22 protein-coding genes and 1 tRNA gene are annotated in these 25,042 nt (G+C 42.0%); 20 read left to right on the top strand and 3 right to left on the bottom strand.

What is annotated here, in order from left to right; genetic code table 11:
- The first annotated feature begins 59 nt into the window (after window positions 1-59).
- The 8 genes from rsmD to KZX55_RS08290 all read left to right on the top strand — a co-directional run bounded on the left by rsmD (window position 60) and on the right by KZX55_RS08290 (window position 6,204).
- Window positions 60-599, top strand: coding sequence for a 16S rRNA (guanine(966)-N(2))-methyltransferase RsmD (gene rsmD, locus KZX55_RS08325; RefSeq protein WP_000706949.1), 540 nt, complete (start codon window positions 60-62; stop codon window positions 597-599).
- Window positions 589-1,077, top strand: a complete 489-nt coding sequence (gene coaD / locus KZX55_RS08320) for a pantetheine-phosphate adenylyltransferase (protein ID WP_248026658.1) — start codon at window positions 589-591, stop codon at window positions 1,075-1,077. Before rsmD ends, coaD begins: the two co-directional genes overlap by 11 nt.
- Window positions 1,061-2,098 (top strand): SepM family pheromone-processing serine protease, encoded by a 1,038-nt coding sequence (locus KZX55_RS08315; protein WP_096422796.1) that lies wholly within the window; start codon window positions 1,061-1,063, stop codon window positions 2,096-2,098. The genes coaD and KZX55_RS08315 overlap by 17 nt, the downstream gene beginning before the upstream one ends.
- A 55-nt stretch (window positions 2,099-2,153) precedes the next feature.
- Window positions 2,154-2,384, top strand: a complete 231-nt coding sequence (locus KZX55_RS08310; protein WP_071788301.1) for a DUF1146 family protein — start codon at window positions 2,154-2,156, stop codon at window positions 2,382-2,384.
- 23 nt (window positions 2,385-2,407) lie between these two features.
- Window positions 2,408-3,691 (top strand): UDP-N-acetylglucosamine 1-carboxyvinyltransferase, encoded by a 1,284-nt coding sequence (murA, locus tag KZX55_RS08305; RefSeq protein WP_045616475.1) that lies wholly within the window; start codon window positions 2,408-2,410, stop codon window positions 3,689-3,691.
- Window positions 3,678-3,872 (top strand): DNA-directed RNA polymerase subunit beta, encoded by a 195-nt coding sequence (locus tag KZX55_RS08300; RefSeq protein WP_000739701.1) that lies wholly within the window; start codon window positions 3,678-3,680, stop codon window positions 3,870-3,872. The genes murA and KZX55_RS08300 overlap by 14 nt, the downstream gene beginning before the upstream one ends.
- A 40-nt stretch (window positions 3,873-3,912) precedes the next feature.
- The gene (locus KZX55_RS08295) at window positions 3,913-4,737 is read left to right on the top strand and encodes a DNA/RNA non-specific endonuclease (RefSeq protein WP_045616474.1); all 825 of its coding nucleotides are present in this window, start codon (window positions 3,913-3,915) and stop codon (window positions 4,735-4,737) included.
- Between the two features lie 135 nt (window positions 4,738-4,872).
- Window positions 4,873-6,204, top strand: a complete 1,332-nt coding sequence (locus KZX55_RS08290) for a hemolysin family protein (RefSeq protein ID WP_000390009.1) — start codon at window positions 4,873-4,875, stop codon at window positions 6,202-6,204.
- 134 nt (window positions 6,205-6,338) lie between these two features.
- Here KZX55_RS08290 and KZX55_RS08285 read toward each other — a convergent pair.
- Window positions 6,339-6,409, bottom strand: a tRNA-Cys gene (locus KZX55_RS08285).
- A gap of 306 nt (window positions 6,410-6,715) precedes the next feature.
- Here KZX55_RS08285 and KZX55_RS08280 point away from each other — a divergent pair.
- The 5 genes from KZX55_RS08280 (at window position 6,716) to KZX55_RS08260 (ending at window position 13,200) form a co-directional block, all read left to right on the top strand.
- A complete protein-coding gene (locus tag KZX55_RS08280; RefSeq protein ID WP_045616473.1) occupies window positions 6,716-8,695 on the top strand; it encodes a peptide ABC transporter substrate-binding protein in 1,980 nt (659 codons plus the stop codon).
- Window positions 8,696-8,761: 66 nt separating this feature from the next.
- The gene (locus tag KZX55_RS08275; RefSeq protein WP_000759886.1) at window positions 8,762-10,258 is read left to right on the top strand and encodes an ABC transporter permease; all 1,497 of its coding nucleotides are present in this window, start codon (window positions 8,762-8,764) and stop codon (window positions 10,256-10,258) included.
- Entirely contained in the window at window positions 10,258-11,184 is a 927-nt protein-coding gene (oppC, locus tag KZX55_RS08270; RefSeq protein ID WP_000103693.1) for an oligopeptide ABC transporter permease OppC, read from the top strand. Before KZX55_RS08275 ends, oppC begins: the two co-directional genes overlap by 1 nt.
- Window positions 11,185-11,192: 8 nt before the next feature.
- Window positions 11,193-12,260 (top strand): ABC transporter ATP-binding protein, encoded by a 1,068-nt coding sequence (locus tag KZX55_RS08265; protein WP_000159803.1) that lies wholly within the window; start codon window positions 11,193-11,195, stop codon window positions 12,258-12,260.
- Between the two features lie 10 nt (window positions 12,261-12,270).
- Window positions 12,271-13,200: an ATP-binding cassette domain-containing protein gene (locus KZX55_RS08260; protein ID WP_248026648.1), complete on the top strand. Its 930-nt coding sequence runs from the start codon at window positions 12,271-12,273 to the stop codon at window positions 13,198-13,200.
- Window positions 13,201-13,288: 88 nt separating this feature from the next.
- On the opposite strand, the gene KZX55_RS08255 is transcribed toward KZX55_RS08260, so the two are convergent.
- Window positions 13,289-14,728 (bottom strand): TrkH family potassium uptake protein, encoded by a 1,440-nt coding sequence (locus KZX55_RS08255; protein WP_248026612.1) that lies wholly within the window; start codon window positions 14,726-14,728, stop codon window positions 13,289-13,291.
- Between the two features lie 3 nt (window positions 14,729-14,731).
- On the bottom strand, window positions 14,732-16,081 hold the full coding sequence (trkA, locus tag KZX55_RS08250; protein WP_248026610.1) for a Trk system potassium transporter TrkA: 1,350 nt from the start codon (window positions 16,079-16,081) through the stop codon (window positions 14,732-14,734).
- 402 nt (window positions 16,082-16,483) lie between these two features.
- Here trkA and KZX55_RS08245 point away from each other — a divergent pair, with 402 nt between their 5' ends.
- The 7 genes from KZX55_RS08245 (at window position 16,484) to KZX55_RS08215 (ending at window position 24,917) form a co-directional block, all read left to right on the top strand.
- Window positions 16,484-16,987 carry a tRNA (cytidine(34)-2'-O)-methyltransferase gene (locus tag KZX55_RS08245; protein ID WP_248026608.1) on the top strand — a complete coding sequence of 168 codons (504 nt, stop codon included), beginning with the start codon at window positions 16,484-16,486 and terminating at the stop codon, window positions 16,985-16,987.
- 533 nt (window positions 16,988-17,520) lie between these two features.
- Window positions 17,521-18,084, top strand: a complete 564-nt coding sequence (locus tag KZX55_RS08240; protein WP_248026600.1) for an ECF transporter S component — start codon at window positions 17,521-17,523, stop codon at window positions 18,082-18,084.
- Window positions 18,074-18,724, top strand: coding sequence for a phosphatase PAP2 family protein (locus KZX55_RS08235; RefSeq protein WP_248026583.1), 651 nt, complete (start codon window positions 18,074-18,076; stop codon window positions 18,722-18,724). The genes KZX55_RS08240 and KZX55_RS08235 overlap by 11 nt, the downstream gene beginning before the upstream one ends.
- 271 nt (window positions 18,725-18,995) lie before the next feature.
- Window positions 18,996-20,042 (top strand): phenylalanine--tRNA ligase subunit alpha, encoded by a 1,047-nt coding sequence (pheS, locus tag KZX55_RS08230; protein WP_070656930.1) that lies wholly within the window; start codon window positions 18,996-18,998, stop codon window positions 20,040-20,042.
- Between the two features lie 129 nt (window positions 20,043-20,171).
- Window positions 20,172-22,577, top strand: coding sequence for a phenylalanine--tRNA ligase subunit beta (gene pheT / locus KZX55_RS08225; protein WP_248026581.1), 2,406 nt, complete (start codon window positions 20,172-20,174; stop codon window positions 22,575-22,577).
- 250 nt (window positions 22,578-22,827) lie between these two features.
- On the top strand, window positions 22,828-23,721 hold the full coding sequence (locus KZX55_RS08220; RefSeq protein WP_235097110.1) for an ABC transporter ATP-binding protein: 894 nt from the start codon (window positions 22,828-22,830) through the stop codon (window positions 23,719-23,721).
- Window positions 23,718-24,917, top strand: coding sequence for an ABC transporter permease (locus KZX55_RS08215; protein WP_248026579.1), 1,200 nt, complete (start codon window positions 23,718-23,720; stop codon window positions 24,915-24,917). The genes KZX55_RS08220 and KZX55_RS08215 overlap by 4 nt, the downstream gene beginning before the upstream one ends.
- The last annotated feature ends 125 nt before the right edge of the window (window positions 24,918-25,042 follow it).

The raw sequence follows: 25,042 nt of genomic DNA, 5'->3' as shown, positions 1-25,042 counted from the left end.
CGAACCGCAAGGTTCGGTTTTCTTTCTCTTTTTGCCTATAATTTGGTATAATAAACGGTATGAAAATCGTATCAGGAATCTACGGAGGGCGTCCTCTCAAGACGCTAGAAGGAAAGACGACGAGGCCGACATCAGATAAGGTGCGTGGAGCTATTTTTAATATGATAGGTCCCTATTTTGAGGGTGGTCGTGTATTGGATCTCTATGCTGGTAGTGGTGGTCTGTCTATTGAAGCTGTGTCAAGAGGGATGTCCCATGCTGTCTTAGTGGAACGGGATAGAAGGGCACAAGCTATCGTCGCTGCAAATATCCAAATGACCAAGGAAGTTTCCAAATTTCAGCTCTTAAAGATGGAGGCTGAACGGGCCTTGGAGCAGGTGACAGGTCCCTTTGACCTGGTCTTTTTAGACCCTCCCTATGCCAAGGAACAAATCGTTGCAGATATCGAAAAAATGGCAGAAAGAAACCTATTTTCCGAAGAGATCATGGTTGTCTGTGAAACCGATAAGTCTGTAGAACTTCCAGAAGAAATCGCCTGCCTAGGCATCTGGAAGGAAAAAATATATGGGATTAGTAAGGTGACAGTCTATGTCAGATAGAATTGGATTATTTACAGGTTCATTTGATCCGATGACAAATGGACATCTGGATATGATTGAACGTGCCAGCAAACTTTTTGATAAGCTCTATGTCGGGGTGTTCTACAATCCCCACAAACAAGGTTTTCTCCCTATTGAAAACCGCAAACGGGCAGTCGAAAAAGCAGTGGCGCATTTAGATAATGTAGAGGTGCTTTCTTCTCATGACCAGCTAGTCGTCGATGTTGCAAGAAGACTGGGTGCTAAGAACCTTGTCCGTGGCTTGCGGAATGCCACCGACTTGCAATACGAGTCTAGTTTTGATTACTACAATCATCAACTGGCTCCAGAAATCGAAACCATTTACCTATATAGTCGCCCAGAGCATCTTTATATCAGCTCTTCAGCCATGAGAGAACTTCTGAAGTTTGGTCAGGAGATTCAGCAATATGTCCCAAACAGTGTTGTGGAGGAATTAGAACATGAAGAAAAAAACTAGATGGCCCTTATATGTCATCCTAGCACTAGTATTGACTTTTTTAGCCTTTGTAGTACCTTTACCCTACTACATAGAAGTTCCAGGTGGAGCGGAAGATATTCGTCAAGTTTTAAAAGTCAATGAAACAGAAGATACAGAAGCAGGAGCTTACCAGTTTGTAACAGTCGGTATTCGACACGCAACCCTATCACATCTTGTCTATGCTTGGTTAACACCTTTCACGGATATTAGAAGTGCCAAGGAGACTACGGGTGGCTCTACTGATGCGGAGTTTATGCGGATCAATCAGTTCTACATGCAAACATCCCAAAACATGGCCAAGTATCAAGGATTGAAGACGGCTGGAAAGGATATCGAACTCAAGTACCTGGGTGTCTATGTCTTGACCGTGACGGACAATTCAACTTTTAAGGGCATTCTGAACATAGCAGACACCGTGACGGCTGTTAATGACAAAACATTTGACAGTTCAAAAGACTTGGTCGACTATGTTAATTCTCAACAATTAGGAGATACGGTCAAGGTAACCTATGAAGAAGACGGAAAAGTCAAGTCTGCTGAAGGTAAAATTATCACTCTCGAAAACGGAAAAAACGGGATTGGGATTGGCTTGATTGACCGTACGGAAGTGACCAGTGATGTTCCCATTCGCTTTTCAACAGCTGGTATTGGCGGGCCAAGTGCCGGTCTCATGTTTAGTCTAGCTATTTACACCCAGATAGCAGATCCAGGACTTCGTAATGGTCGCGTCGTTGCGGGAACGGGAACTATTGATCGTGATGGGAATGTTGGTGACATCGGTGGAATTGACAAAAAAGTAGTTGCAGCCTCTCGTCAGGGAGCGAACATCTTTTTTGCTCCTGACAATCCAGTCACCGAGGAAGCAAAAAAAGCAGATCCCAATGCGAAAAGCAACTATGAAACAGCCCTAGAAGCTGCTAAAACGATCAAAACAGAGATGAAAATCGTTCCTGTTAAGACCCTGCAGGATGCGATTGATTACCTTAAAAACAATCCCTAATTTGTAGAAAAATAGAAAACTAGCGCGCAAGCGGATAAGATGGTATAATAGTCAAATGGTTCAATTATTATTCACTATAAGCAGTCATATACTCTTTATTTATTTGAGTTTTTACCTTTTGAAGGATCTTGTGAGATGGGAAAAGGTTTTAAAAGTAACTGCTACTAACACAAAAAAAGTTCGTTTGTTGGTCGGCTTCTTTAGTATTGTGATGGGCTACATCTTGAGTTCATTCTTTATCAGTTTATACCAACTGTGGCAAGAAGCGCTTAGAGGACTGTTATAAAATCAAAAGTAAAGGAAACAACTATGGAAAAAATTGTGGTTCAAGGCGGAGATAATCGACTGGTTGGGAGTGTGACGATCGAGGGAGCAAAGAACGCAGTCTTGCCCTTGTTGGCAGCGACTATTCTAGCAAGCAAGGGTAAGACAGTCTTACAAAATGTCCCAATCTTGTCAGATGTGTTCACCATGAATCAAGTAGTTCGTGGTCTGAATGCCAAGGTGGACTTTGATGAGGAAGCTCATATTGTCGAGGTTGATGCGACTGGTGATATCACGGAGGAAGCTCCATACAAGTATGTCAGCAAGATGCGTGCATCGATCGTTGTCTTGGGACCAATCCTTGCTCGTGTAGGACATGCCAAGGTATCCATGCCAGGTGGTTGCACCATTGGAAGTCGTCCCATCGACCTCCACCTCAAAGGTTTGGAAGCTATGGGGGCTAAAATCACTCAGACAGCTGGCTACATCGAAGCCAAGGCAGACCACTTGCATGGCGCTCATATCTACATGGACTTCCCTAGTGTCGGCGCAACACAAAACTTGATGATGGCAGCAACTCTAGCTGATGGTGTGACAGTGATTGAAAATGCTGCGCGTGAGCCAGAAATTGTTGATCTCGCTATCTTCCTTAATGAAATGGGAGCCAAGGTCAAGGGAGCTGGTACTGAAACAATCACAGTGACTGGTGTCGAGGACCTCCATGGTACGACTCATACTGTAGTACAGGACCGTATTGAAGCTGGAACCTTTATGGTGGCTGCAGCTATGACAGGTGGCGATGTCCTCGTTCGTGATGCAGTTTGGGAACATAATCGCCCCTTGATTTCAAAACTACTTGAAATGGGCGTTGAAGTGACAGAGGAGTCAGAAGGTATCCGTGTTCGTTCTCAACTTGAAAATCTCAAGGCCGTTCATGTAAAAACCTTACCACACCCAGGATTTCCAACAGATATGCAGGCACAATTTACAGCTCTGATGACAGTCGCAAAAGGGGAATCCACCATGGTGGAAACGGTGTTTGAAAATCGCTTCCAACACTTGGAAGAAATGCGCCGTATGGGCTTGCATTCAGAGATTATCCGTGATACAGCTCGTATTGTTGGGGGACAGGCTTTGCAAGGGGCAGAAGTTCTATCAACGGACCTTCGCGCTAGTGCGGCTTTAATTTTGACAGGTTTGGTGGCGCAAGGAGAAACAGTTGTCGGTAAATTAGTCCACCTTGATAGAGGTTACTACCGCTTCCATGAGAAGTTGGCTCAGCTAGGAGCGAAGATTCAGCGAATCGAGGCAAATGATGAAGAAGAATAAAAACTTACGCTATGTACTCCGTCGTTTACTGTTGATTTTTATCGTACTATTGCTAGGCTTTCTGGCTTTAGGAATCGGCTTGATGGTAGGCTATGGCATCCTAGGAAAGGGACAGGATCCATGGGCTATCTTGTCTCCAGCAAAGTGGCAGGAATTGATTAGCAAATTTACAGGAAATTAGACTGGGAGACCAGTCTTTTTCTAAAGAAATAAGGAGAAAAATGGACAAAAAAACAAGACAAGCTCTGATAGGATTACTTCTATTCTTACTATTGGCTGCTGGAAGCTACTACATCAAGCAGATGCAGACAGCGCCAAACTCCCCTAGAACAAAGGTTAGTCAGAAAAAACAAGCTTCAGAAGCTCCTAGTCAGGAGTTGGCAGAAAGTGTCTTAACCGAGTCAATCAAAAATCAAATTAAGGGGGGGCTTGAGTGGAATGGAGCAGGGGCCTTCATTGTCAATGGCAATAAAACCAATCTAGATGCCAAGGTTTCCAGCAAACCCTATGCGGATAATAAAACAAAGACAGTGGGAAAAGAAACAGTTCCAACTGTTGCCAATGCCATCTTATCCAAAGCGACTCGGCAGTATAAGAATCGTGAAGAGACTGGAAATGGCTCAACCTCTTGGACGCCACCAGGATGGCATCAGGTCAAGAATCTAAAGGGAGCCTATACACATGCAGTTGATAGAGGACACCTGCTGGGCTATGCCTTGATAGGAGGTCTGGATGGTTTTGATGCCTCTACTAGCAATCCCAAGAACATTGCAGTCCAGACAGCTTGGGCAAACCAAGCACAGGCTGAAGATTCGACAGGTCAGAACTACTATGAGAGTTTGGTCAGAAAAGCCTTGGACCAAAACAAGAGGATCCGTTATCGGGTGACGCTCCACTATGCGACAAATGAGGACCTAGTTCCATCGGCTTCACAAATCGAAGCCAAGTCTTCAGATGGCGAATTGGAATTCAATGTCCTAATCCCCAATGTTCAAAAGGGAATCCAGCTTGATTACCAAACGGGTCAAGTAACAGTGACAGATTAGAAACAATAGATATAATAAAAACAGCTCCTTTGTCTTCTAGAGGCAGGGGAGTTGTTCTTTAAATGAAAAATAATGTGAATCCTGATCGATTTTATGATATAATGGAACACAAGATACTATTTTAGGAGAAGGACTATGGAAGACCCGAGCAGTCAGCATTTGTTGCTACAGTTTGTATTATTATTTATCTTGACCTTGTTAAATGCTTTTTTCTCAGCCACTGAGATGGCAATGGTGTCACTAAACCGTTCCCGAGTAGAACAAAAGGCAGAAGAGGGAGACAAACGTTACATCCGTTTGTTAAAGGTACTTGAAAATCCTAACCACTTTTTATCAACGATTCAAGTTGGTATCACGTTAATTACCATTTTGTCTGGGGCCAGTTTAGCGGAGACTCTAGGACGCGAAATTGCATCTTGGATAGGGAACAGTGAAACAGCTTCCGCTATTGCAAGTTTTCTATCTTTAGCGTTTTTGACCTATATTTCCATTGTTTTTGGGGAACTCTATCCCAAGAGAATTGCTCTAAATCTGAAAGATACCTTGGCTATCCGAACAGCACCAGTCATTATTGGTTTGGGGAAAATTGTCAGTCCCTTTGTTTGGCTTTTGTCAGCCTCAACGAATCTATTGAGCCGTGTGACGCCAATGACCTTTGATGATGCTGATGAAAAGATGACACGTGATGAAATTGAGTATATGCTTACCAATAGTGAAGAAACGCTGGATGCAGATGAGATTGAAATGCTACAGGGAGTCTTTTCTTTAGATGAACTAATGGCTCGTGAGGTAATGGTGCCTCGAACAGATGCCTTTATGGTGGATATTCAGGATGACAGTCAAACGATTATCGAGAGTATTTTAAAGCAAAATTTCTCACGTATCCCTGTTTATGATGGGGATAAGGATAATGTTATTGGTTTGATCCACACCAAGCGCTTGTTGAATGCCGCTTTTGTGGATGGCTTTGACAATATTGTCTGGAAACGAATTCTCCAAACGCCACTGTTTGTTCCTGAGACTATCTTTGTGGACGATCTTCTTAAAGAACTTCGAAATACCCAAAATCAAATGGCCATCTTACTAGATGAATATGGTGGAATGGCTGGTTTGGTAACTCTGGAGGACCTCTTAGAAGAAATTGTTGGTGAGATTGATGATGAGACTGACAAGGCTGAAATTGAAGTCCATCAAATAGGAGAAGATACCTATATCGTTCAAGGTACTATGAATCTTAATGATTTTAATGACTACTTTGATGTGGAACTGGAAAGTGATGATGTTGATACCATCGCCGGTTATTATTTGACGGGTGTGGGAATGATTCCAACGACTGAAAAACTCAGTTATGAATTGGTCAGCCAAAACAAACAAATCATCCTAACCAATGACAAGGTGAAAAACGGACGTGTTACCAAGGTAAAAGTCCAAATCACTGAAATAGAGACTGAAGAAGAAACAGAATAAAGCAGTGACTTGAGTCGCTGCTTTTTGTAAATCTATATGGTAGATACAGTTATCCCTATCTATTTGGAATAACAAAAAAGCCCGATTTTACGGGCTTTTTTATTCGGATAATTCCTGTTAATTCAGGTACTGAAAGGCGGTAGACGGATTTGAACCGACGATCAAGCTTTTGCAGAGCCGTGCCTTACCACTTGGCTATACCGCCTCAACGTTTATTATTATACCTTGAAAATCATTTCCCGTCAATAGTTTCTTATTCTAAAATCCAATTTAAGAAGATAGATCATGTCATGTGAAGAAAAAAGGGAAAAGCAACTTGTAAAAATGAAGCTTACAGAGCTAGACAAGTTAATTTTCTTTTCTTATAAATACAAATAAAGAATAAGGAAATTCTGACAAAGAGAAGTTTTTTGTAGATATACGCCTAAATATTCTGAAAATTCGTTTACTTTTTAGAAGATATATGTTATAATTTCCAATAAGCCTAAATTTTTCAAGAGGAGTTATATACATGAAAAAAAGCAGAGTATTGGTTGCAGCAGGGGTTGCCTTATTAGCGACTGGCGTACTAGCTGCCTGCGGTTCTTCTAAATCATCTGATTCAACAGCACCAAAAAATTATGGTTATGTTTATACAGCTGATCCGGAAACATTGGATTACCTCATTTCCGGGAAACAAAGTACTAAGATTGCCACTTCAAATGGTATTGACGGTCTCTTCACAAATGACAAATATGGGAATTTGACTCCCGCAGTTGCAGAAGACTGGTCAGTTTCAAAAGATGGTTTGACTTATACCTACAAAATCCGCAAAGGTGTTAAATGGATGACATCTGATGGGGAAGAGTACGCTGAAGTAACAGCTAAAGATTTCGTAAATGGTTTGAAACACGCAGCAGATAAGAAATCCGAAGCTCTATATCTAGCAGAAACTTCTGTTAAAGGATTATCTGATTATTTGTCTGGAAATTCAAAAGACTTTTCTACGGTAGGTGTGAAGGCAGTTGATGATTATACTCTTGAGTATACCTTGAACCAGCCAGAACCATACTGGAACTCTAAGATGGCTTACTCAATCTTCTGGCCATTGAACGAAGATTTTGAAAAATCAAAAGGATCAGATTTTGCCAAAGCAACAGATCCTACATCATTGCTTTATAATGGACCGTTCTTGCTAAAAGGTTTGACTACTAAATCTTCTATCGAATTTGCTAAGAATGAGCAGTACTGGGATAAGGATAACGTTCACCTTGATAAAGTTACCCTTGCTTTCTATGATGGTTCAGACCAAGAGTCCATTGAGCGTAACTTTACAAGTGGAGCATACAGCTATGCTCGCCTTTTCCCAACAAGTTCAAACTACTCTAAGGTAGCAGAAAGTTATAAGGATAATATCTTTTACACTCCATCGGGACCTGGTATTTTTGGTTTAGGTGTCAATATTGACCGTCAAGGTTACAAATACACTTCTAAGACAACTGATGAAGAAAAGTCTTCTACTAAGAAAGCCCTTCTTAACAAAGACTTCCGTCAGGCCTTGAACTTCGCCTTTGACCGTACTTCTTACTCAGCACAAATCAATGGTAAAGAAGGGGCTCCCCTTGCAGTTCGCAACCTCTTTGTGAAACCTGACTTTGTTTCTGCAGGAGACAAAACCTTCGGTGACTTGGTAACTGAAAAGATGGCTACTTATGGTGATGAGTGGAAGAACGTAAACTTTGCTGATGGTCAAGACGGTCTCTTCAATGCTGATAAAGCCAAAGCCGAATTTGCGAAGGCCAAAACTGCATTGGAAGCAGAAGGTGCAAAATTCCCTATCCATTTAGACATTCCAGTAGACCAAACCAATAAGAACTATATTGCTCGTATTCAATCCTTTAAACAAACAGTTGAAAAAGTACTCGGTGAGGATAATGTAGTGATTGATATCCAACAAGTTTCTAAAGATGAGTTGAACAATATCACCTACTATGCAGCAAGCGCTGCGGCAGAAGATTGGGATCTATCAGGAGCGGTTGGATGGAATCCAGACTACGAAGATCCATCAACTTACCTTGATATCTTAAAAACAACTAATAGCGAGCAAACAAAAACATACATGGGTTACGATGATCCAGCAAATGCAGCAGCTGCACAAGTTGGTCTGAAAGAATACGATAAGTTAGTTGATGAAGCTGCTAAAGAAACTGACGATTTGAACGCTCGTTATGAAAAATACGCAGCAGCTCAAGCTTGGTTGACAGATAGCTCTCTCTTCCTTCCTGCTATGTCAGGTAGTGGAGCAGCGCCATTCATTTCTCGTGTAGTACCATTCTCTGCGTCATACAGTCAATCTGGAGATAAGGGTTCAGATGTATACTTCAAGTATATTCAGTTGCAAGACAAGGTTGTAACGAAAGCTGATTACGAACAAGCTCGTGAGAAATGGCTCAAAGAGAAAAAAGAATCAAACGAAAAAGTTCAAAAAGAATTGACGAATCACGTTAAATAAATAACTCTCAAGAGAACTTTCTCTCCATGAGGAGAAGGTTCTTTTGGGATTTTAAAAGGAAACGATATGAAAAAATATATTTTTATGCGTGTCTTGCGCTCATTGTTGTCTATTTTCTTGGTGACAACCTTGACCTACACGATTATCTATACGATGGTTCCTCGGAAACTGATTTTCAAGCAGGATACCAACTACAACAAGATTGCAACGACTCCAGATAAGCGGGATAATTATGAGAATACCGTTTATGAACGTATGGGCTATATCGAGTACTACGATACCAAGGAGCTGCAAGAAAAAGCTAGCACAATGGACTCATCTGTAACAGTAGATGCCAATGATACTAATAAGGCAATCTACGAAAAATACATCAACCAACTCGGTAATGGTTGGACGTTAGGTGTCTTTTCAGAGAGTGGTCAGTTCTATGCTACGCGTGAAATTCCGATTTTTGAACGTGTTTTCAAATTCTATGCGAACTTACTTGATATTGATCATACAAACAAGATTCAAGACCCTGAAAATCCAAACTTGGAACGTTATCTTCGTTTTGAAAATGACCCTGCTATCGGTTGGTCATTGGTTGGTTCAGGTACTAAACATAAATACCTTTTGTATTTCAACAATCAATTCCCGTTTGTACACCAAAACTTTGTGAACATTAACTTGGGTGACTCTTACCCAACTTATGCGAACACGCCAGTGCTTCAAGTTATCACACAAGGTCAAGGACAAACTAAGACATCAGAAGTTCAATTCCCTACTGGTAAAAAGACTTCGTCTGTAGATATTTACTCTCGTACCTACAAATCTCCAAGTCAAGCAGATGCGCGTGAAATAGCTAACTATGGTAAGGACGATCCATATACAGCTACAGAAAGTAACTACCAATATCCATCTATGATTGCAAGCTCAGCTGTTGCTGGTTTGATTGGTTTGATTATTTCTTATGCTATTGCGATTCCTCTTGGATCTGCTATGGCTCGCCACAAGAATACTTGGATTGACAGCTTCTCAACAGGTGCTCTAACCTTCTTGCTTGCACTTCCAACGATTGCTTTGGTTTATATCGTGCGTTTGATTGGCTCATCTATTGGTCTTCCAGACTCATTCCCTATCCTAGGTGCTGGAGATTGGCGTTCCTATGTCTTGCCAGCAGTCATTCTAGGTTTGCTGGGAGCACCAAGTACAGCGATCTGGATTCGTCGTTATATGATTGACTTGCAATCTCAGGACTTCGTTCGTTTTGCTCGTGCAAAAGGTTTATCTGAAAAAGAAATCTCAAATAAACACGTCTTTAAAAATGCCATGGTTCCTTTGGTTTCAGGTATTCCAGGTGCCGTAATCGGGGTTATTGGTGGTGCAACATTGACAGAAACAGTCTTCGCCTTCCCAGGTATGGGTAAAATGTTGATTGACTCTGTTAAGGCATCAAATAACTCAATGGTAGTTGGTCTCGTCTTCATCTTTACATGTATTTCTATCTTCTCACTCTTTGTAGGAGATATCTGGATGACTATGCTTGACCCACGTATTAAATTGACAGAGAAAGGAGGCAAATAATGTCAACAATTGATAAAGAAAAATTTCAGTTCGTAAAACGTGATGATTTTGCCTCTGAAACGATTGATGCTCCTGCCTACTCTTACTGGGGCTCTGTATTTAGACAGTTTTTAAAGAAAAAATCAACAGTCATTATGTTGGGAATATTGGTAGCTATTATTTTGATGAGTTTTATCTATCCGATGTTTTCAGACTTTGACTTTAACGATGTAAGTAAGGTGAACGACTTTAGCGCTCGTTTTATTAAGCCCAATGCCGAACACTGGTTTGGTACTGATAGCAATGGTAAATCCTTGTTTGATGGAGTTTGGTTTGGTGCGCGTAATTCTATTCTCATTTCTGTAATTGCTACTTTTATCAACCTTGTGATTGGGGTTATTGTTGGTGGAATTTGGGGGATTTCAAAATCTGTTGACCGCGTCATGATGGAAGTTTATAACATTATTTCAAACATTCCATCTCTCTTGATTGTTATCGTCTTGACTTACTCAATTGGCGCTGGTTTCTGGAATTTGATCTTCGCTATGAGTGTGACGACTTGGATTGGGATTGCTTATTCAATTCGTATTCAAATCATGCGTTACCGTGACTTGGAATACAACCTTGCTTCTCAAACACTTGGAACACCAACCTTTAAGATTATCGTGAAAAACATCATGCCACAATTGGTATCTGTTATTGTTTCTACGATGACCTTGATGTTGCCAAGCTTTATCTCTTATGAGGCATTCCTTTCTTTCTTTGGATTGGGATTGCCTGTAACAGTGCCAAGTTTGGGACGTTTGATCTCAGATTACTCACAAAACGTTACGACCAACGCGTACTTGTTCTGGATTCCATTGACAACTTTGATTTTGGTATCCCTATCTCTATTCGTTGTTGGTCAGAACTTAGCGGATGCTAGTGATCCACGTACACATAGATAGGAGTAGACATGACAAAAGAAAGTAATGTAATTTTGACTGCTCGCGATATCGTCGTGGAATTTGACGTTCGTGACAAAGTTCTGACGGCTATCAGAGGCGTTTCTCTAGAACTGATTGAAGGGGAAGTTCTTGCCTTGGTAGGTGAGTCTGGTTCTGGTAAATCTGTATTAACAAAAACCTTTACAGGAATGTTGGAAGATAATGGACGCATTGCCCAAGGAAGCATCGACTATCGTGGACAAGACTTGACAGCCTTGACTTCGAACAAAGAATGGGAGAAAATCCGTGGTGCTAAAATTGCGACCATCTTCCAAGACCCAATGACAAGTTTGGACCCAATCAATACAATCGGTAGTCAAATCACAGAAGTTATCGTTAAACACCAAGGGAAAACAGCTAAGGAAGCCAAAGAAATGGCAATCGACTATATGAACAAGGTCGGAATTCCAGATGCTGAAAAACGTTTTGACGAGTATCCTTTCCAATATTCTGGAGGGATGCGCCAACGTATCGTTATTGCCATTGCCCTTGCGTGTCGTCCAGATATCTTGATCTGTGACGAGCCAACAACGGCCCTTGACGTAACCATTCAAGCGCAAATCATTGATTTGCTTAAAACTTTGCAAAATGAGTACCACTTCACCATTATCTTTATCACCCATGACCTTGGTGTGGTAGCAAGTATTGCGGACAAGGTAGCGGTTATGTATGCTGGTGAAATTGTAGAATACGGTACTGTTGAGGAAGTCTTCTACGACCCACGTCATCCATACACTTGGAGTCTCTTGTCTAGCTTACCACAGCTCGCTGATGATAAAGGGGAATTGTACTCTATCCCAGGAACACCACCGTCTCTTTATACTGAGTTGAAAGGTGATGCCTTTGCCCTTCGTTCAGATTATGCGATGCAAATTGACTTTGAACAGAAAGCGCCTCAGTTTTCAGTCACTGATACTCACTGGGCTAAGACTTGGTTGCTTCATGAGAATGCTCCTAAGGTTGAAAAACCAGAAATCATCGCAGATTTACATGATAAGATTCGTGATAAAATGGGCTTTGCTCATTTAGAAGACTAGGAGGAAGGAAATGTCTGAAAAATTAGTAGAAATTAAAGATTTAGAAATTTCCTTCGGTGAAGGAAGTAAGAAGTTTGTTGCCGTTAAAAACGCTAACTTCTTTATCAACAAGGGAGAAACTTTCTCTCTCGTTGGTGAATCTGGTAGTGGGAAAACAACCATTGGTCGTGCCATTATTGGTTTGAATAATACTAGTAAAGGTGAAATCATCTTTGACGGTCATAAGATCAATGGGAAAAAATCTCATAAGGAATCTTCAGAGTTGATCCGCCGTATCCAGATGATTTTCCAAGACCCTGCAGCCAGCTTAAATGAACGTGCGACAGTTGACTATATCATCTCTGAAGGTCTTTACAACTACCACTTGTTCAAAGATGAAGAAGAGCGAAAAGAAAAAGTTCAAAAGATGATTCATGAAGTTGGTCTTTTGAAAGAGCACTTGACCCGTTACCCACACGAGTTTTCTGGTGGTCAACGTCAACGTATTGGGATTGCCCGTGCTCTTGTGATGGAACCTGATTTCGTTATTGCGGATGAGCCGATTTCAGCCTTGGACGTGTCTGTTCGTGCGCAAGTCTTGAATTTGCTTAAGAAGTTTCAAAAAGAATTGGGCTTGACCTATCTCTTTATCGCGCATGACTTGTCAGTTGTTCGCTTTATCTCAGATCGTATCGCAGTTATCTATAAGGGTGTTATCGTTGAAGTAGCGGAGACAGAGGAGTTGTTTAACAATCCTGTTCATCCGTACACTCAAGCACTTCTATCTGCTGTACCGATTCCAGATCCAATATTGGAACGTAAGAAGGTCTTGAAAGTCTATGATCCTAGCCAACATGACTATGAGACAGACAAACCATCTATGGTGGAAATTCGTTCAGGTCACTATGTTTGGGCTAATCAAGCGGAAGTTGCTCGCTACAAAGAAGCACTTAAAAAATAAACAGATTAGGAGAGGACCGAAAGGTCTTCTCATTTTTAATAGAAAAACTCCCCCTTTACTAGCTAGTAAAGGGGGAGTTGTATTATCATTAGCGCTTAGACCAAGTTCGTTTCATAAAGAGAAGCAAAATGGGATAAATCTCTAGACGACCTGCAATCATTGCAAATGAGAGAAGTATTTTAGAGATGGGACTAAAGATGGAAAAACTAGAAGTTGTACCTAGAATAGGTCCGATGTTATTGAAACAACTGAAGACAGCACTGGTAACAACTAGAAAATCATTGTTATCTAGACTGACAATGAAGATAAGTGACAGTAAAATCATCACATAAATGACAAAATATTTTAGGACCTTGTGCTGGGTATCCTTATCAATCACAGTTTTATTGACATGTAGAGTCAATACGCGATGAGGAGATAAGATGGACAAGATCTGATTTTTTGCAATTTTTGAAAGGATGAGCCCTCTGATAACTTTGAGTCCACCTGCGGTTGATCCAGCAGATCCACCGATTCCCATGAGGAAGAGGAGGATAAATTGGGAGAAGAGGGGCCAGTTGGTGATATCTCCATAACCAAAACCAGTTGTTGTGATGATATTGGAAACCTGAAAGAGGGCCATTTCAAAGCTCTTAGAGACACCTTGGTAGAGATGGAGCGTATTGAGCGTAATCAAGCCGGTAGAAACTAGGACAATGATTACATACGTGCGAAGTTCTTCATCTCCAAAGAAAGCCTTAACCCGACGGAGCATAAGGTAATAGTAGAGATTGAAGTTAACCCCAAAAACCAGAACCCCGATACTGACGAGATAGGTGATGAGTGAGCTGCCGTAGTGGGCAATTCCGTCGTTATAGACGGTGAAGCCTCCGGTTCCTGCCGTTCCCATAGCGATGACAAAGCTATCAAATAGGGGCATACCAGCTAGATAGTAGATGACTACAAAAAGTGAGAAGAGCCCTAAATAAAGCAGATAGAGAATCTGGGCGGTATTTTTCAGTTTGGATACAACCTTACCGAAGACAGGCCCAGGGACCTCAGCCTTCATCACCTCTAAGTGACTATTCTTGGCATTGTCCATAATGGCAAGCGCGAAGACGAGTACCCCCATCCCTCCAATCAAGTGAGTAAAACTTCGCCAGAAGAGGAGGGAACGAGTGAGAACGGAAACATCTGTCAGAATAGTTGCTCCTGTAGTTGTAAAACCAGAACTGATTTCAAAGAAGGCATCGATGACACTTGGGATTTGTCCTGAAAAGACAAAGGGAAGCGCTCCAAAGAAGGACCACAGAATCCAACAGAGGGCGACGATTAAGACTCCCTCCTTAGTATAAATTCGCTGATTTTTGGGTTTCCGTAAAATTCCCAAGCTACCAAGAAGTATCAAAATCCCAATTGTTGTAAAGAGAGCTGTAAATACTTGGCTGGATTCTTGATAATAGGTTGCTACGCTAACGGGTACTAGGAGGAGAACCGCCTCAATCAAGAGAAGTTTTGAGAGGAGGTAACGAATCATACTTTTATTCATCTTTTACCTCTCAATCAGATCATAAATCTTGGTGATATTTGGTAGTAAGGTCGTCACGAGTAACTGATCTCCTACCTCAAGCCTGTCCTCTCCAGTAGGGAAGATTGTTTTTCCTTTTCGGATAATGGCTGCGATGAGAACTCCTTTTTTCAATTTCAACTGTGAAAGAGGTTTGGTAGTCATTTTATTAGCTTCCTTGATTTGGAATTGAAGAGTTTCAATTTGACCGTTTGCTAGATGATGCATGGCTTGAAGGTCTGAGTATTGAGCGTTTACTCGACCACGGATAAAGTGCATAATGGTATCCACTGCGATGCTTTTGGGTGTGATGATACTTGAAAAATCAGGTGCATGGATAATCTCTAAAAGGCTAGTGCGATTCACCTTGGTGATATTCTTATGGACACCAACACGGTCTAAGAACATAGAGGTAATGATGTTTTCCTCATCAACCCCAGTCAAAGTTGCAACTGCATCATAGTTGGGAGCACTTTCCTCAAGCAAGATATCTTTGGCAGTTCCATCTCCCTGTACGATATAGAGATTTGGAAATTTTTCACTGAAGAGACGAGCTCTCTCAGGATTAATCTCGATAACTTTAGTGTCAATACGGCTATCTTTTAAAATGCCAAGTAGGTAATAAGCGATTTTTCCAGCACCAACGATGAGTAAGCTTTTCACTGCACGTGATTTGAAATAGTTATGGAAGAGCATCATATCCACACGATTCCCAGTAACAAAAATCCTATCTCTGTCCTGAATGGTGATATCACCGCTCGGAATCATAAGTTGATGGTCTCGTTCCATAGCGCAGACAATGATATTGCCAAATTTTTTACGAAAATCTGAGATTGGCATTTGACAGAGACCACTGGAATCTTTGACAACAAACTCCATCAGGTTGACCCGTCCCCCTGAGAACCGCTCAACTGAGAGTGCATTCGGGAAATCAATGATATTTGAGATAGCACGGGCGGCTAGGAGTTCTGGGTTAACGATAAGTGAGAATCCAAGAATATTTTTCTCTTTGAAATAGGCATTGGAGTATTCAGGATTTCGCACTCGAACAATGGTTTCTTTAGCGCCCATTTTTTTAGCAAGTACTGCTGAAATCATATTCACTTCATCGTGTTCCGTTAGAGCAATAAAGATATCACACTCTTGAACGCCGGCTTGCTCTAAGATAGCAAAGTCTGCTCCATTTCCAAGGAGTCCCATGATATCAAAGCGACTGACAATATGATCGAGAACAGCCTCATCTTGTTCGATGAGGACAACGTCGTGTTTTTCTGCAACCAGTGAACGGCAGAGGGCGAAACCGACTTTCCCTCCACCAACAAGGACAATTTTCATATAAAAACCCTACTTTTTCATGATGTAACTATCATACCCTTTTTTCGCAAAAAATGCACTTGCCAAGCCATTTTAGAGGATAAGAAAAGACTTTTTGTAAGTTTTCAAAGATAAAATTGCTCACCTTTCATAGAAATGTCTATTATATGAAGTGATTTCGCTCATTTAATATCCTTTCTCAGAAAAAGAATGACTAAGTATGGAAATATTATCAAAAAAAGTAAAAAAATCAAGTCGTTTCTATTGACAATGATTCTGAAAGTGTTATACTAAGAAAGTAGCTTCGCTGATTTACTTCAAACCTGTTGTGAGGTAAGTTAACGATGCCTTAACCACGCTGTTTGCTGAGCTTGACTCCGGGCAGTGTGGCTATTTTTTTGCAATGGTGAAAGGAAGCAAGTCATGACAAATCACATTGTATTATTTGAACCTCAGATTCCACAAAATACAGGTAACATTGCGCGTACTTGCGCTGCGACCAATTCTCCCCTTCACATCATCAAACCGATGGGATTTCCTATTGATGATCGCAAGATGAAGCGGGCTGGTTTGGATTACTGGGATAAGTTAGAGATTCATTTTTATGACAGTTTGGAAGATTTTATGTCTCAGATGAAGGGTAAACTCTATCTGATTTCGAAATTCGCGGAAAAGGTGTACTCTGAGGCGGATTTATCGACTGACGAAGCCCATTATTTTCTCTTCGGACGTGAAGACAAGGGCTTGCCTGAGGACTTTATGCGAGACCATCCCGAAAAGGCTCTCCGTATTCCTATGAATGATGAACATGTTCGTAGCCTCAATGTTTCGAATACCGTCTGCATGATTGTCTACGAGGCTCTTCGTCAGCAGAATTTTGCAGGTCTTGAGCTTGTTCACACCTATGAAGCAGATAAATTGAAATAATCAAAATGCTTGCACTTGCAAGCGTTTTTTGTTATGATTAAAGGGTCTTCAGGGCTGGGTGCAATTCCCGACCGGCGGTGACTTTAATACTCTTCGAAAATCCAATTCAAACCACGTCAGCTTCGCCTTGCCGTACTCAAGTACAGCCAGCGGCTAGCTTCCTAGTTTGTTCTTTGATTTTCATTGAGTATCATTAGGAAAAAATTTTTCCTTTAAAACTTTGTTGACAAGTTTTGCCTAACTGGAAGTTATGCCTATAGCTTGTCGCCTCGTCTAAAAGAAAAATCTCTATTTCCTTCCCTTTAAAGAAGTCCGCGAGCGCAAGCTGATGTGGTGCGATTCCACAACCGACAGTATAGTCTGGATGGGAGAAGACGAAAGAATAGCTTTGTCTGTTCTGATGAGTTTATAGATGAATTGCAACCGCTTGCTCAAAAGAGTGAGAGGGAACTTTTGGGATATAAAGAGTGAGAATAGATAGAGGGATCCTTTCCAACTTCTTCTGATTTTATAGAAAATTGGAGGAACCTGTTATGACAAACACACGTCGACTTTCGACCATTGCGATTTTATCAGCCATTTCATTTGTGCTGATGTACTTTGACTTTCCGCTCTTGCCAGCTGCGGCCTTCCTCAAGATCGAGTTTAGTATCTTGCCAGTCCTTGTGGGCTTGGTGGTCATGGATTTGCCAGCTGCACTAGGAATCCTCTTGCTTCGCTCACTCTTGAAGTTGCTTCTGAATGGCCAGGGAGTGAATACCTACATTGGTTTGCCAATGAATATCGTGGCCTTGGGAGTTTTTGTTATCGCCTTTGGTTTGATTTGGAAAAAGGAACGCAGCACCCTTCGTTTCCTACTAGCATCTCTAGCGGGAACTATTGGATTGACTTCTGCGATGTTGGTTCTCAACTATGTTTATGCGGTTCCTTTGTACGCGCAGTTTGCCAACTTTGATATTGGAAAAATTTTGGGACTTTCCAACTACCTAATGACCATGGTTTTACCTTTTAACTTGATTGAGGGTATCATCTTTGCCGTTTCATTCTGGTTGTTATACGTCCTCTTGAAACCAACCTTAAAACATTATGAGAGATAAACAAACATTTTTAATGAAGGGCAGTTTTGCCCTTTTACTTTTCGTCCTTCTTGGCTATATGGTTAAGTTCTATCCTGAAACGTTGGTCGGTTTTGATCAACCGATTCAGACTGCCCTTCGTGGGGACTTGCCAAATTATTTGACAGTTCTGTTCCGTGCCCTTACGCATTTGATTGATATCCCAGTGATTATCACCTGGGTTACCATTGCAGCCTTTATCTTTTATCGTAAGCAGTGGAAGATAGAAAGCTACTTCATGGCGGGCAATCTAGCCTTAGCTGGTCTTTTAATCGTGACCTTTAAAAACATCTACCAGCGCCCTCGGCCAGCTATTTTACACTTGGTAGAGGAGAAGGGATTTTCCTTCCCAAGTGGGCATTCTCTGGCTGTGACGCTGATGGTAGGGAATCTGATTATCATTCTCAGTCAACGAATTAAAGATCCGGTTTGGAAAAAAATTGTGCAAATCGTTCTTGGCTTCTATCTAGTCAGTGTGCTGCTATCAAGAGTCTATCTGGGAGTTCACTACCCATCAGATGTTCTTGCCAGTTTCTGTGTGGGCTTGGGAGTCTTGTTTATCGAATTTCCTTTCTATGACAAGCTTCGCTTCCAATGGCGATTTAAGGGCAAGCAGAAGTGAGATAGGTCTTGCAAGAATGGTAAAAATCTGATAAACTAAGTAGTAATTGAATAGAAATCCGCAAGACTAGTAACTCAAGGGAAGTATATCAGGGAGGAGAGCCGTGACTGCAAGCTCTCTATACGAAAGCTGGGTGAATTCACTTGCGCATGGATTTAGAAATGAAGGTCTGACTTGTCAGATGAAACGGATGGTACCGCGTGTCAACGCTCCGAGTGGAGTTTTTGGCATGTGGTTTTCTTTTTATCTACGAGAGACTGATGGAGGAATTATGTCAACTATTGAAGAACAATTAAAAGCGCTTCGCGAAGAAACGCTGGCTAGCTTGCAGCAGATTACTGCTGAAAATGAAAAAGAGATGCAAGACTTGCGTGTCTCTGTCCTTGGTAAAAAAGGGTCGCTTACGGAAATCCTCAAAGGGATGAAGGATGTCTCTGCTGAGATGCGTCCAATCATCGGGAAACACGTCAATGAAGCGCGTGATGTCTTGACAGCGGCCTTTGAAGAAACAGCTAAGCTCTTGGAAGAAAAGAAAGTCGCAGCTCAACTAGCAAGTGAGAGCATCGATGTGACACTTCCAGGTCGCCCAGTTGCGACTGGTCACCGTCACGTTTTGACACAAACCAGTGAAGAAATCGAAGATATTTTCATTGGGATGGGTTACCAAGTCGTGGATGGTTTTGAAGTGGAGCAAGACTACTACAACTTTGAGCGTATGAACCTTCCAAAAGATCACCCAGCTCGCGATATGCAGGATACTTTCTACATCACAGAAGAAATCTTGCTCCGTACCCACACGTCTCCAGTTCAGGCGCGTGCCATGGATGCCCATGATTTTTCGAAAGGTCCTTTGAAGATGATCTCACCGGGGCGCGTATTTCGTCGTGATACGGACGATGCGACCCACAGTCACCAATTCCACCAAATCGAAGGTTTGGTTGTTGGGAAAAACATCTCTATGGCGGACCTGCAAGGAACGCTTCAGTTGATCGTCCAAAAAATGTTTGGTGAAGAGCGTCAGATCCGTCTGCGTCCATCCTATTTCCCATTCACAGAGCCATCTGTTGAGGTGGATGTTTCCTGCTTCAAGTGTGGTGGAGAAGGTTGTAACGTATGTAAGAAAACAGGTTGGATCGAAATCATGGGTGCTGGTATGGTTCACCCACGTGTCCTTGAAATGAGTGGAATCGATGCGACTGTTTACTCTGGATTTGCCTTTGGTCTTGGGCAAGAACGTGTCGCTATGCTCCGTTACGGAATCAACGATATCCGTGGATTCTACCAAGGAGATGTCCGCTTCTCAGAACAGTTTAAATAAGATTGAAACCTGAAACACAGTCCTATACAGTCCTAGTCATTTTCTCTCGATGAGAACGGTGAGGACTGACTCGAAGAAAAAGAAAGGAATTGAAAAGGTCTTACTTGGTGAGATCTTACAATCAGAATTATGCTTGTATCTTATAAATGGTTAAAAGAATTGGTGGACATTGATGTGCCATCACAAGAGTTGGCTGAGAAAATGTCAACTACAGGGATTGAGGTCGAAGGTGTCGAATCACCGGCTGCCGGTCTCTCAAAAATTGTCGTCGGTGAGGTCTTGTCTTGCGAAGATGTGCCAGAAACACACTTGCATGTCTGTCAGGTTAACGTTGGCGAAGAAGAAGCCCGTCAGATCGTTTGTGGTGCCCCAAATGTGCGTACTGGTATCAAGGTCATGGTGGCTCTTCCAGGAGCTCGTATCGCGGACAATTACAAAATCAAAAAAGGGAAAATCCGTGGCTTAGAATCACTTGGAATGATCTGTTCACTTGGTGAATTGGGAATTTCTGACTCAGTTGTACCAAAGGAATTTGCAGATGGTATTCAAATCTTGCCTCAAGATGCAGTACCAGGTGAGGAAGTCTTCTCATATCTAGACTTGGATGATGAAATCATCGAACTTTCTATCACACCAAACCGTGCAGACGCTCTATCTATGCGTGGAGTAGCTCACGAAGTGGCAGCCATCTATGACAAGGCAGTTAACTTTAAAGAATTCAGTTTAACAGAAACAAATGAAGCTGCAGCAGACGCCCTTTCTGTAGGCATTGAGACAGACAAGGCGCCTTACTATGCGGCCCGTATCTTGGATAATGTGACCATCGCACCAAGTCCACAATGGTTGCAAAACCTTCTTATGAACGAAGGCATCCGTCCAATAAATAACGTAGTAGACGTAACCAACTACATCCTGCTCTACTTTGGTCAACCTATGCATGCCTTTGACTTGGATACCTTTGAAGGGACTGACATCCGTGTGCGTGAAGCGCGTGCTGGTGAAAAATTGGTGACCTTGGATGGTGAAGAGCGTGACTTGGAAACAAATGACTTAGTCATCACTGTCGCAGACAAGCCAGTAGCCCTTGCAGGTGTTATGGGTGGAGAGGCTACAGAAATCTCTGAAAAATCAAGTCGAGTTGTGTTAGAGGCAGCTGTTTTCAATGGCACATCCATTCGTAAGACTAGCGGACGCCTTAACCTTCGTTCGGAATCATCCTCTCGTTTTGAAAAAGGGATTAATGTGGCAACAGTCGATGAGGCCTTGGATGCTGCAGCTAGCATGATTACAGAACTTGCAGGTGCTACGGTGCGTAAGGGTATCGTTTCAGCAGGCCAGCTTGATACTTCTGATGTAGAAGTTTCTTCAACCCTTGCAGACGTTAACCGCGTCCTTGGTACGGAGCTTTCATATGCTGATGTGGAAGATGTCTTCCGTCGTCTTGGCTTTGGTCTTTCTGGAAATGAAGATAGCTTTACAGTTAGCGTTCCACGTCGTCGTTGGGATATTACCATCGAAGCAGACCTCTTTGAAGAAATCGCTCGTATCTATGGATATGACCGCTTGCCAGCCAGTCTTCCAAAAGACGATGGTACAGCTGGTGAATTGACCGCGACACAAAAATTGCGTCGCCAAGTTCGTACGATCGCTGAAGGGGCAGGTTTGACAGAAATCATTACCTACGCTCTAACAACACCTGAAAAAGCAGTTGAGTTCACAGCTCAACCAAGTAACCTTACAGAACTCATGTGGCCAATGACAGTGGACCGTTCTGTCCTCCGTCAAAATATGATTTCTGGTATCCTTGATACGGTGGCCTACAACGTGGCTCGTAAGAACAAAAACTTGGCACTTTACGAGATTGGAAAAGTCTTTGAACAAACAGGAAATCCAAAAGAAGATCTACCAAACGAGATCAACAGCTTTGCCTTTGCCTTGACAGGCTTGGTTGCTGAAAAAGACTTCCAAACAGCAGCAGTTCCAGTTGATTTCTTCTATGCTAAGGGAATCCTTGAAGCGCTTTTTGCTCGCTTGGGGCTTGAAGTGACTTATACAGCAACAGATGAAATTGCTAGTCTTCACCCAGGCCGTACAGCTGTGATTTCACTCGGTGACCAAGTTCTTGGTTTCCTTGGCCAAGTGCATCCAGTCACTGCGAAGGCTTATGATATTCCAGAAACGTATGTAGCGGAGCTCAACCTTTCAGCTATCGAAGCTGCCCTTCAACCAGCTACTCCATTTGTGGAAATTACCAAATTCCCAGCGGTTAGTCGTGATATTGCTCTACTTCTCAAGGCAGAAGTCACTCACCAAGAAGTTGTAGATGCTATCCGAGCTGCAGGCGTGAAACGTTTGACAGATATCAAACTCTTTGATGTCTTCTCAGGCGAAAAATTGGGATTTGGTATGAAGTCAATGGCCTATAGCTTGACCTTCCAAAATCCAGAAGACAGCTTGACAGACGAAGAAGTCGCACGCTATATGGAAAAAATCCAAGCATCACTCGAAGAAAAAGTCAATGCAGAAGTGCGTTAACTCATCAATCCATCCTTCGGGGTGGATTTTTAGTTTTAGGAGAACAGTTCAGAAGAGAAAAGCGACAGTTGAGGAGGAAACTATCTCAGAAATCCTTTAATGAACTATACTTAAGTTATTACTAGAGCGCTTAAAAACCTTAGATTTGGTAGATTTTTACTATAAATAATATCGATAAAAATGGACATAAATCGTTGTAAAGGCTATCAAAAAGGAGTATAATAAGTGCAACATATCTCGGAGGTGGAAGATGCTAGAAGTAAGAAATCTAGAGAAAAGTTTCGGTTCCAAGCAAGTCTTGTTTGGTGTCGATTTTCAGGCAAGTCCAGGACGGATTCTGGGCTTGGTCGGGAAGAATGGGGCTGGGAAAACAACGATTTTCCACAGTATGTTGAAATTTTTGGAGTATCAAGGAGAGATCAGTCTGGATGGACAGGAGATTCGTCAGGAAACCTATGCTCGGATTGGCTATCTGCCTGAGGAACGTAGCCTCATGCCTAAGCTGACAGTCCTTGAACAAGTTCGCTACTTGGCGACTCTAAAGGGCATGGATGCTAAGGAGGTCAAGGAAAAACTCCCTCAATGGATGGAAAAACTCGAAGTGAAGGGCAAATTGACCGACAAAATCAAGAGTCTTTCCAAAGGGAATCAACAGAAAATTCAGCTCATTATCACCCTGATCCATGAGCCGGACTTGATTATCCTGGATGAGCCTTTTAGTGGTTTGGATCCAGTCAATACCGAGTTGCTCAAACAGGTCATCTTGAAAGAGAAAGAGCGCGGTGCAATCATTATATTTTCTGATCATGTCATGACCAACGTTGAGGAACTTTGCGATGATATCCTGATGATTCGAGATGGGCGTGTGGTCTTGCATGGACCTGTTCAGGATGTTCGCAATCAATACGGGAAAACACGTCTCTTTGTTTCAAGTGAACGAAGCAAGGAAGAACTGGAAAATCTTCCTCATGTCAAACAGGTGAGCTTGACCAAGCAAGGTAGTTGGAAATTGATCCTAGATGATGAGAGCGCTGGAAGGGAACTCTTCCCCATCCTCACTCAAGGTCAATACATCGCGACCTTTGACCAACAAGCTCCAACAATCGATGAAATCTTTAAACTAGAATCAGGGGTGGAAGTATGAGAAATATGTGGGTTGTAATGAAGGAAACCTATCTTCGACATGTCAAGTCGTGGAGTTTCTTCTTCATGGTGATTTCGCCGTTCCTCTTTTTAGGATTATCTGTAGGAATCGGCTATCTCCAAGGGTCTTCTATGGCCAAGAATAGCAAGATAGCAGTAGTAACAACAGTGCCATCTGTAGCTGAGGGTCTCAAGGGTACCAATGGTATCAACTTTGATTATAAGGATGAAGCCAGTGCTCAAGCTGCTATCAAGGATGAGAAAATCAAGGGTTACCTAACCATTGACCAAGAGGACAGCGTTCTCAGGGCTGTCTATCATGGTGAAACCTCTCTTGAAAGCGGCATTAAGTTAGCAGTAACCAATAAGTTAAATGAACTGCAATATCAACTGAATCGTTCGGCAGCCAATTTGTCTCAAGAACAGGAAAAACGCCTGAGTCAAACCGTTGACTTTACTGAGAAGATTGATGAATCTAAGGAAAACAAAAAAATTGTTCAAACCATTGCGGCCGCTGGGCTTGGTTTCTTCCTTTATATGATTTTGATTACCTATGCTAGTGTTACTGCTCAGGAAGTAGCTAGCGAGAAAGGAACCAAAATCATGGAAGTGGTCTTCTCTAGTATTCAAGCTAGCCATTATTTCTACGCTCGTATGATGGCTCTTCTCCTTGTGATTTTGACTCATATTGGAATTTACGTCGTGGGTGGGCTGGCTGCGATTCTGCTCTTTAAAGACCTACCAATCTTGGCTCAATCTGGTATTTTAAATCATCTAGGAGATGCCTTCTCGCTCAATACCTTATTGTTTGTCTTGGTTAGTCTCTTTATGTATGTTGTTTTAGCAGCCTTTCTAGGTTCTATGGTTTCTCGCCCTGAGGATTCAGGAAAGGCCTTGTCACCATTGATGATCTTGATTATAGCAGGATTCGTCGGAGTGACTGCTCTAGGTGCTGCAGGGGATAATTTGGTTTTGAAAATTGGTTCCTACATTCCCTTCATTTCGACTTTCTTTATGCCATTTAGAGCTATAAATGGGTATGCAAGTGGTCTGGAAGCTTGGATTTCTCTAGCCATAACGGTTGTTTTTGCAGTCACTGCAACAGCCTTTATCGGACGCATGTATGCTAGCCTAGTCCTTCAAACGGATGATTTGGGAATCTGGAAAACCTTTAAACGTGCCTTAGCTTACAAATAGGAGAGCCTCGCAAAAGCGAGGTTTTTCTAGATGTTAAACACTGAAATCGGCAAAAATATTTTTCATATCTATTGACTTTTAGTAGTGAAATTTGGTATGATAGTAGACGGTATTGTTTACCCCAT

The organism is Streptococcus halitosis, from assembly GCF_023147855.1.
GTDB classification, from domain to species: Bacteria; Bacillota; Bacilli; order Lactobacillales; family Streptococcaceae; genus Streptococcus; species Streptococcus halitosis_B.
The sequence above is the reverse complement of the archived record's forward strand: the minus strand, read 5'-3'. Positions and strand labels throughout refer to the sequence as shown.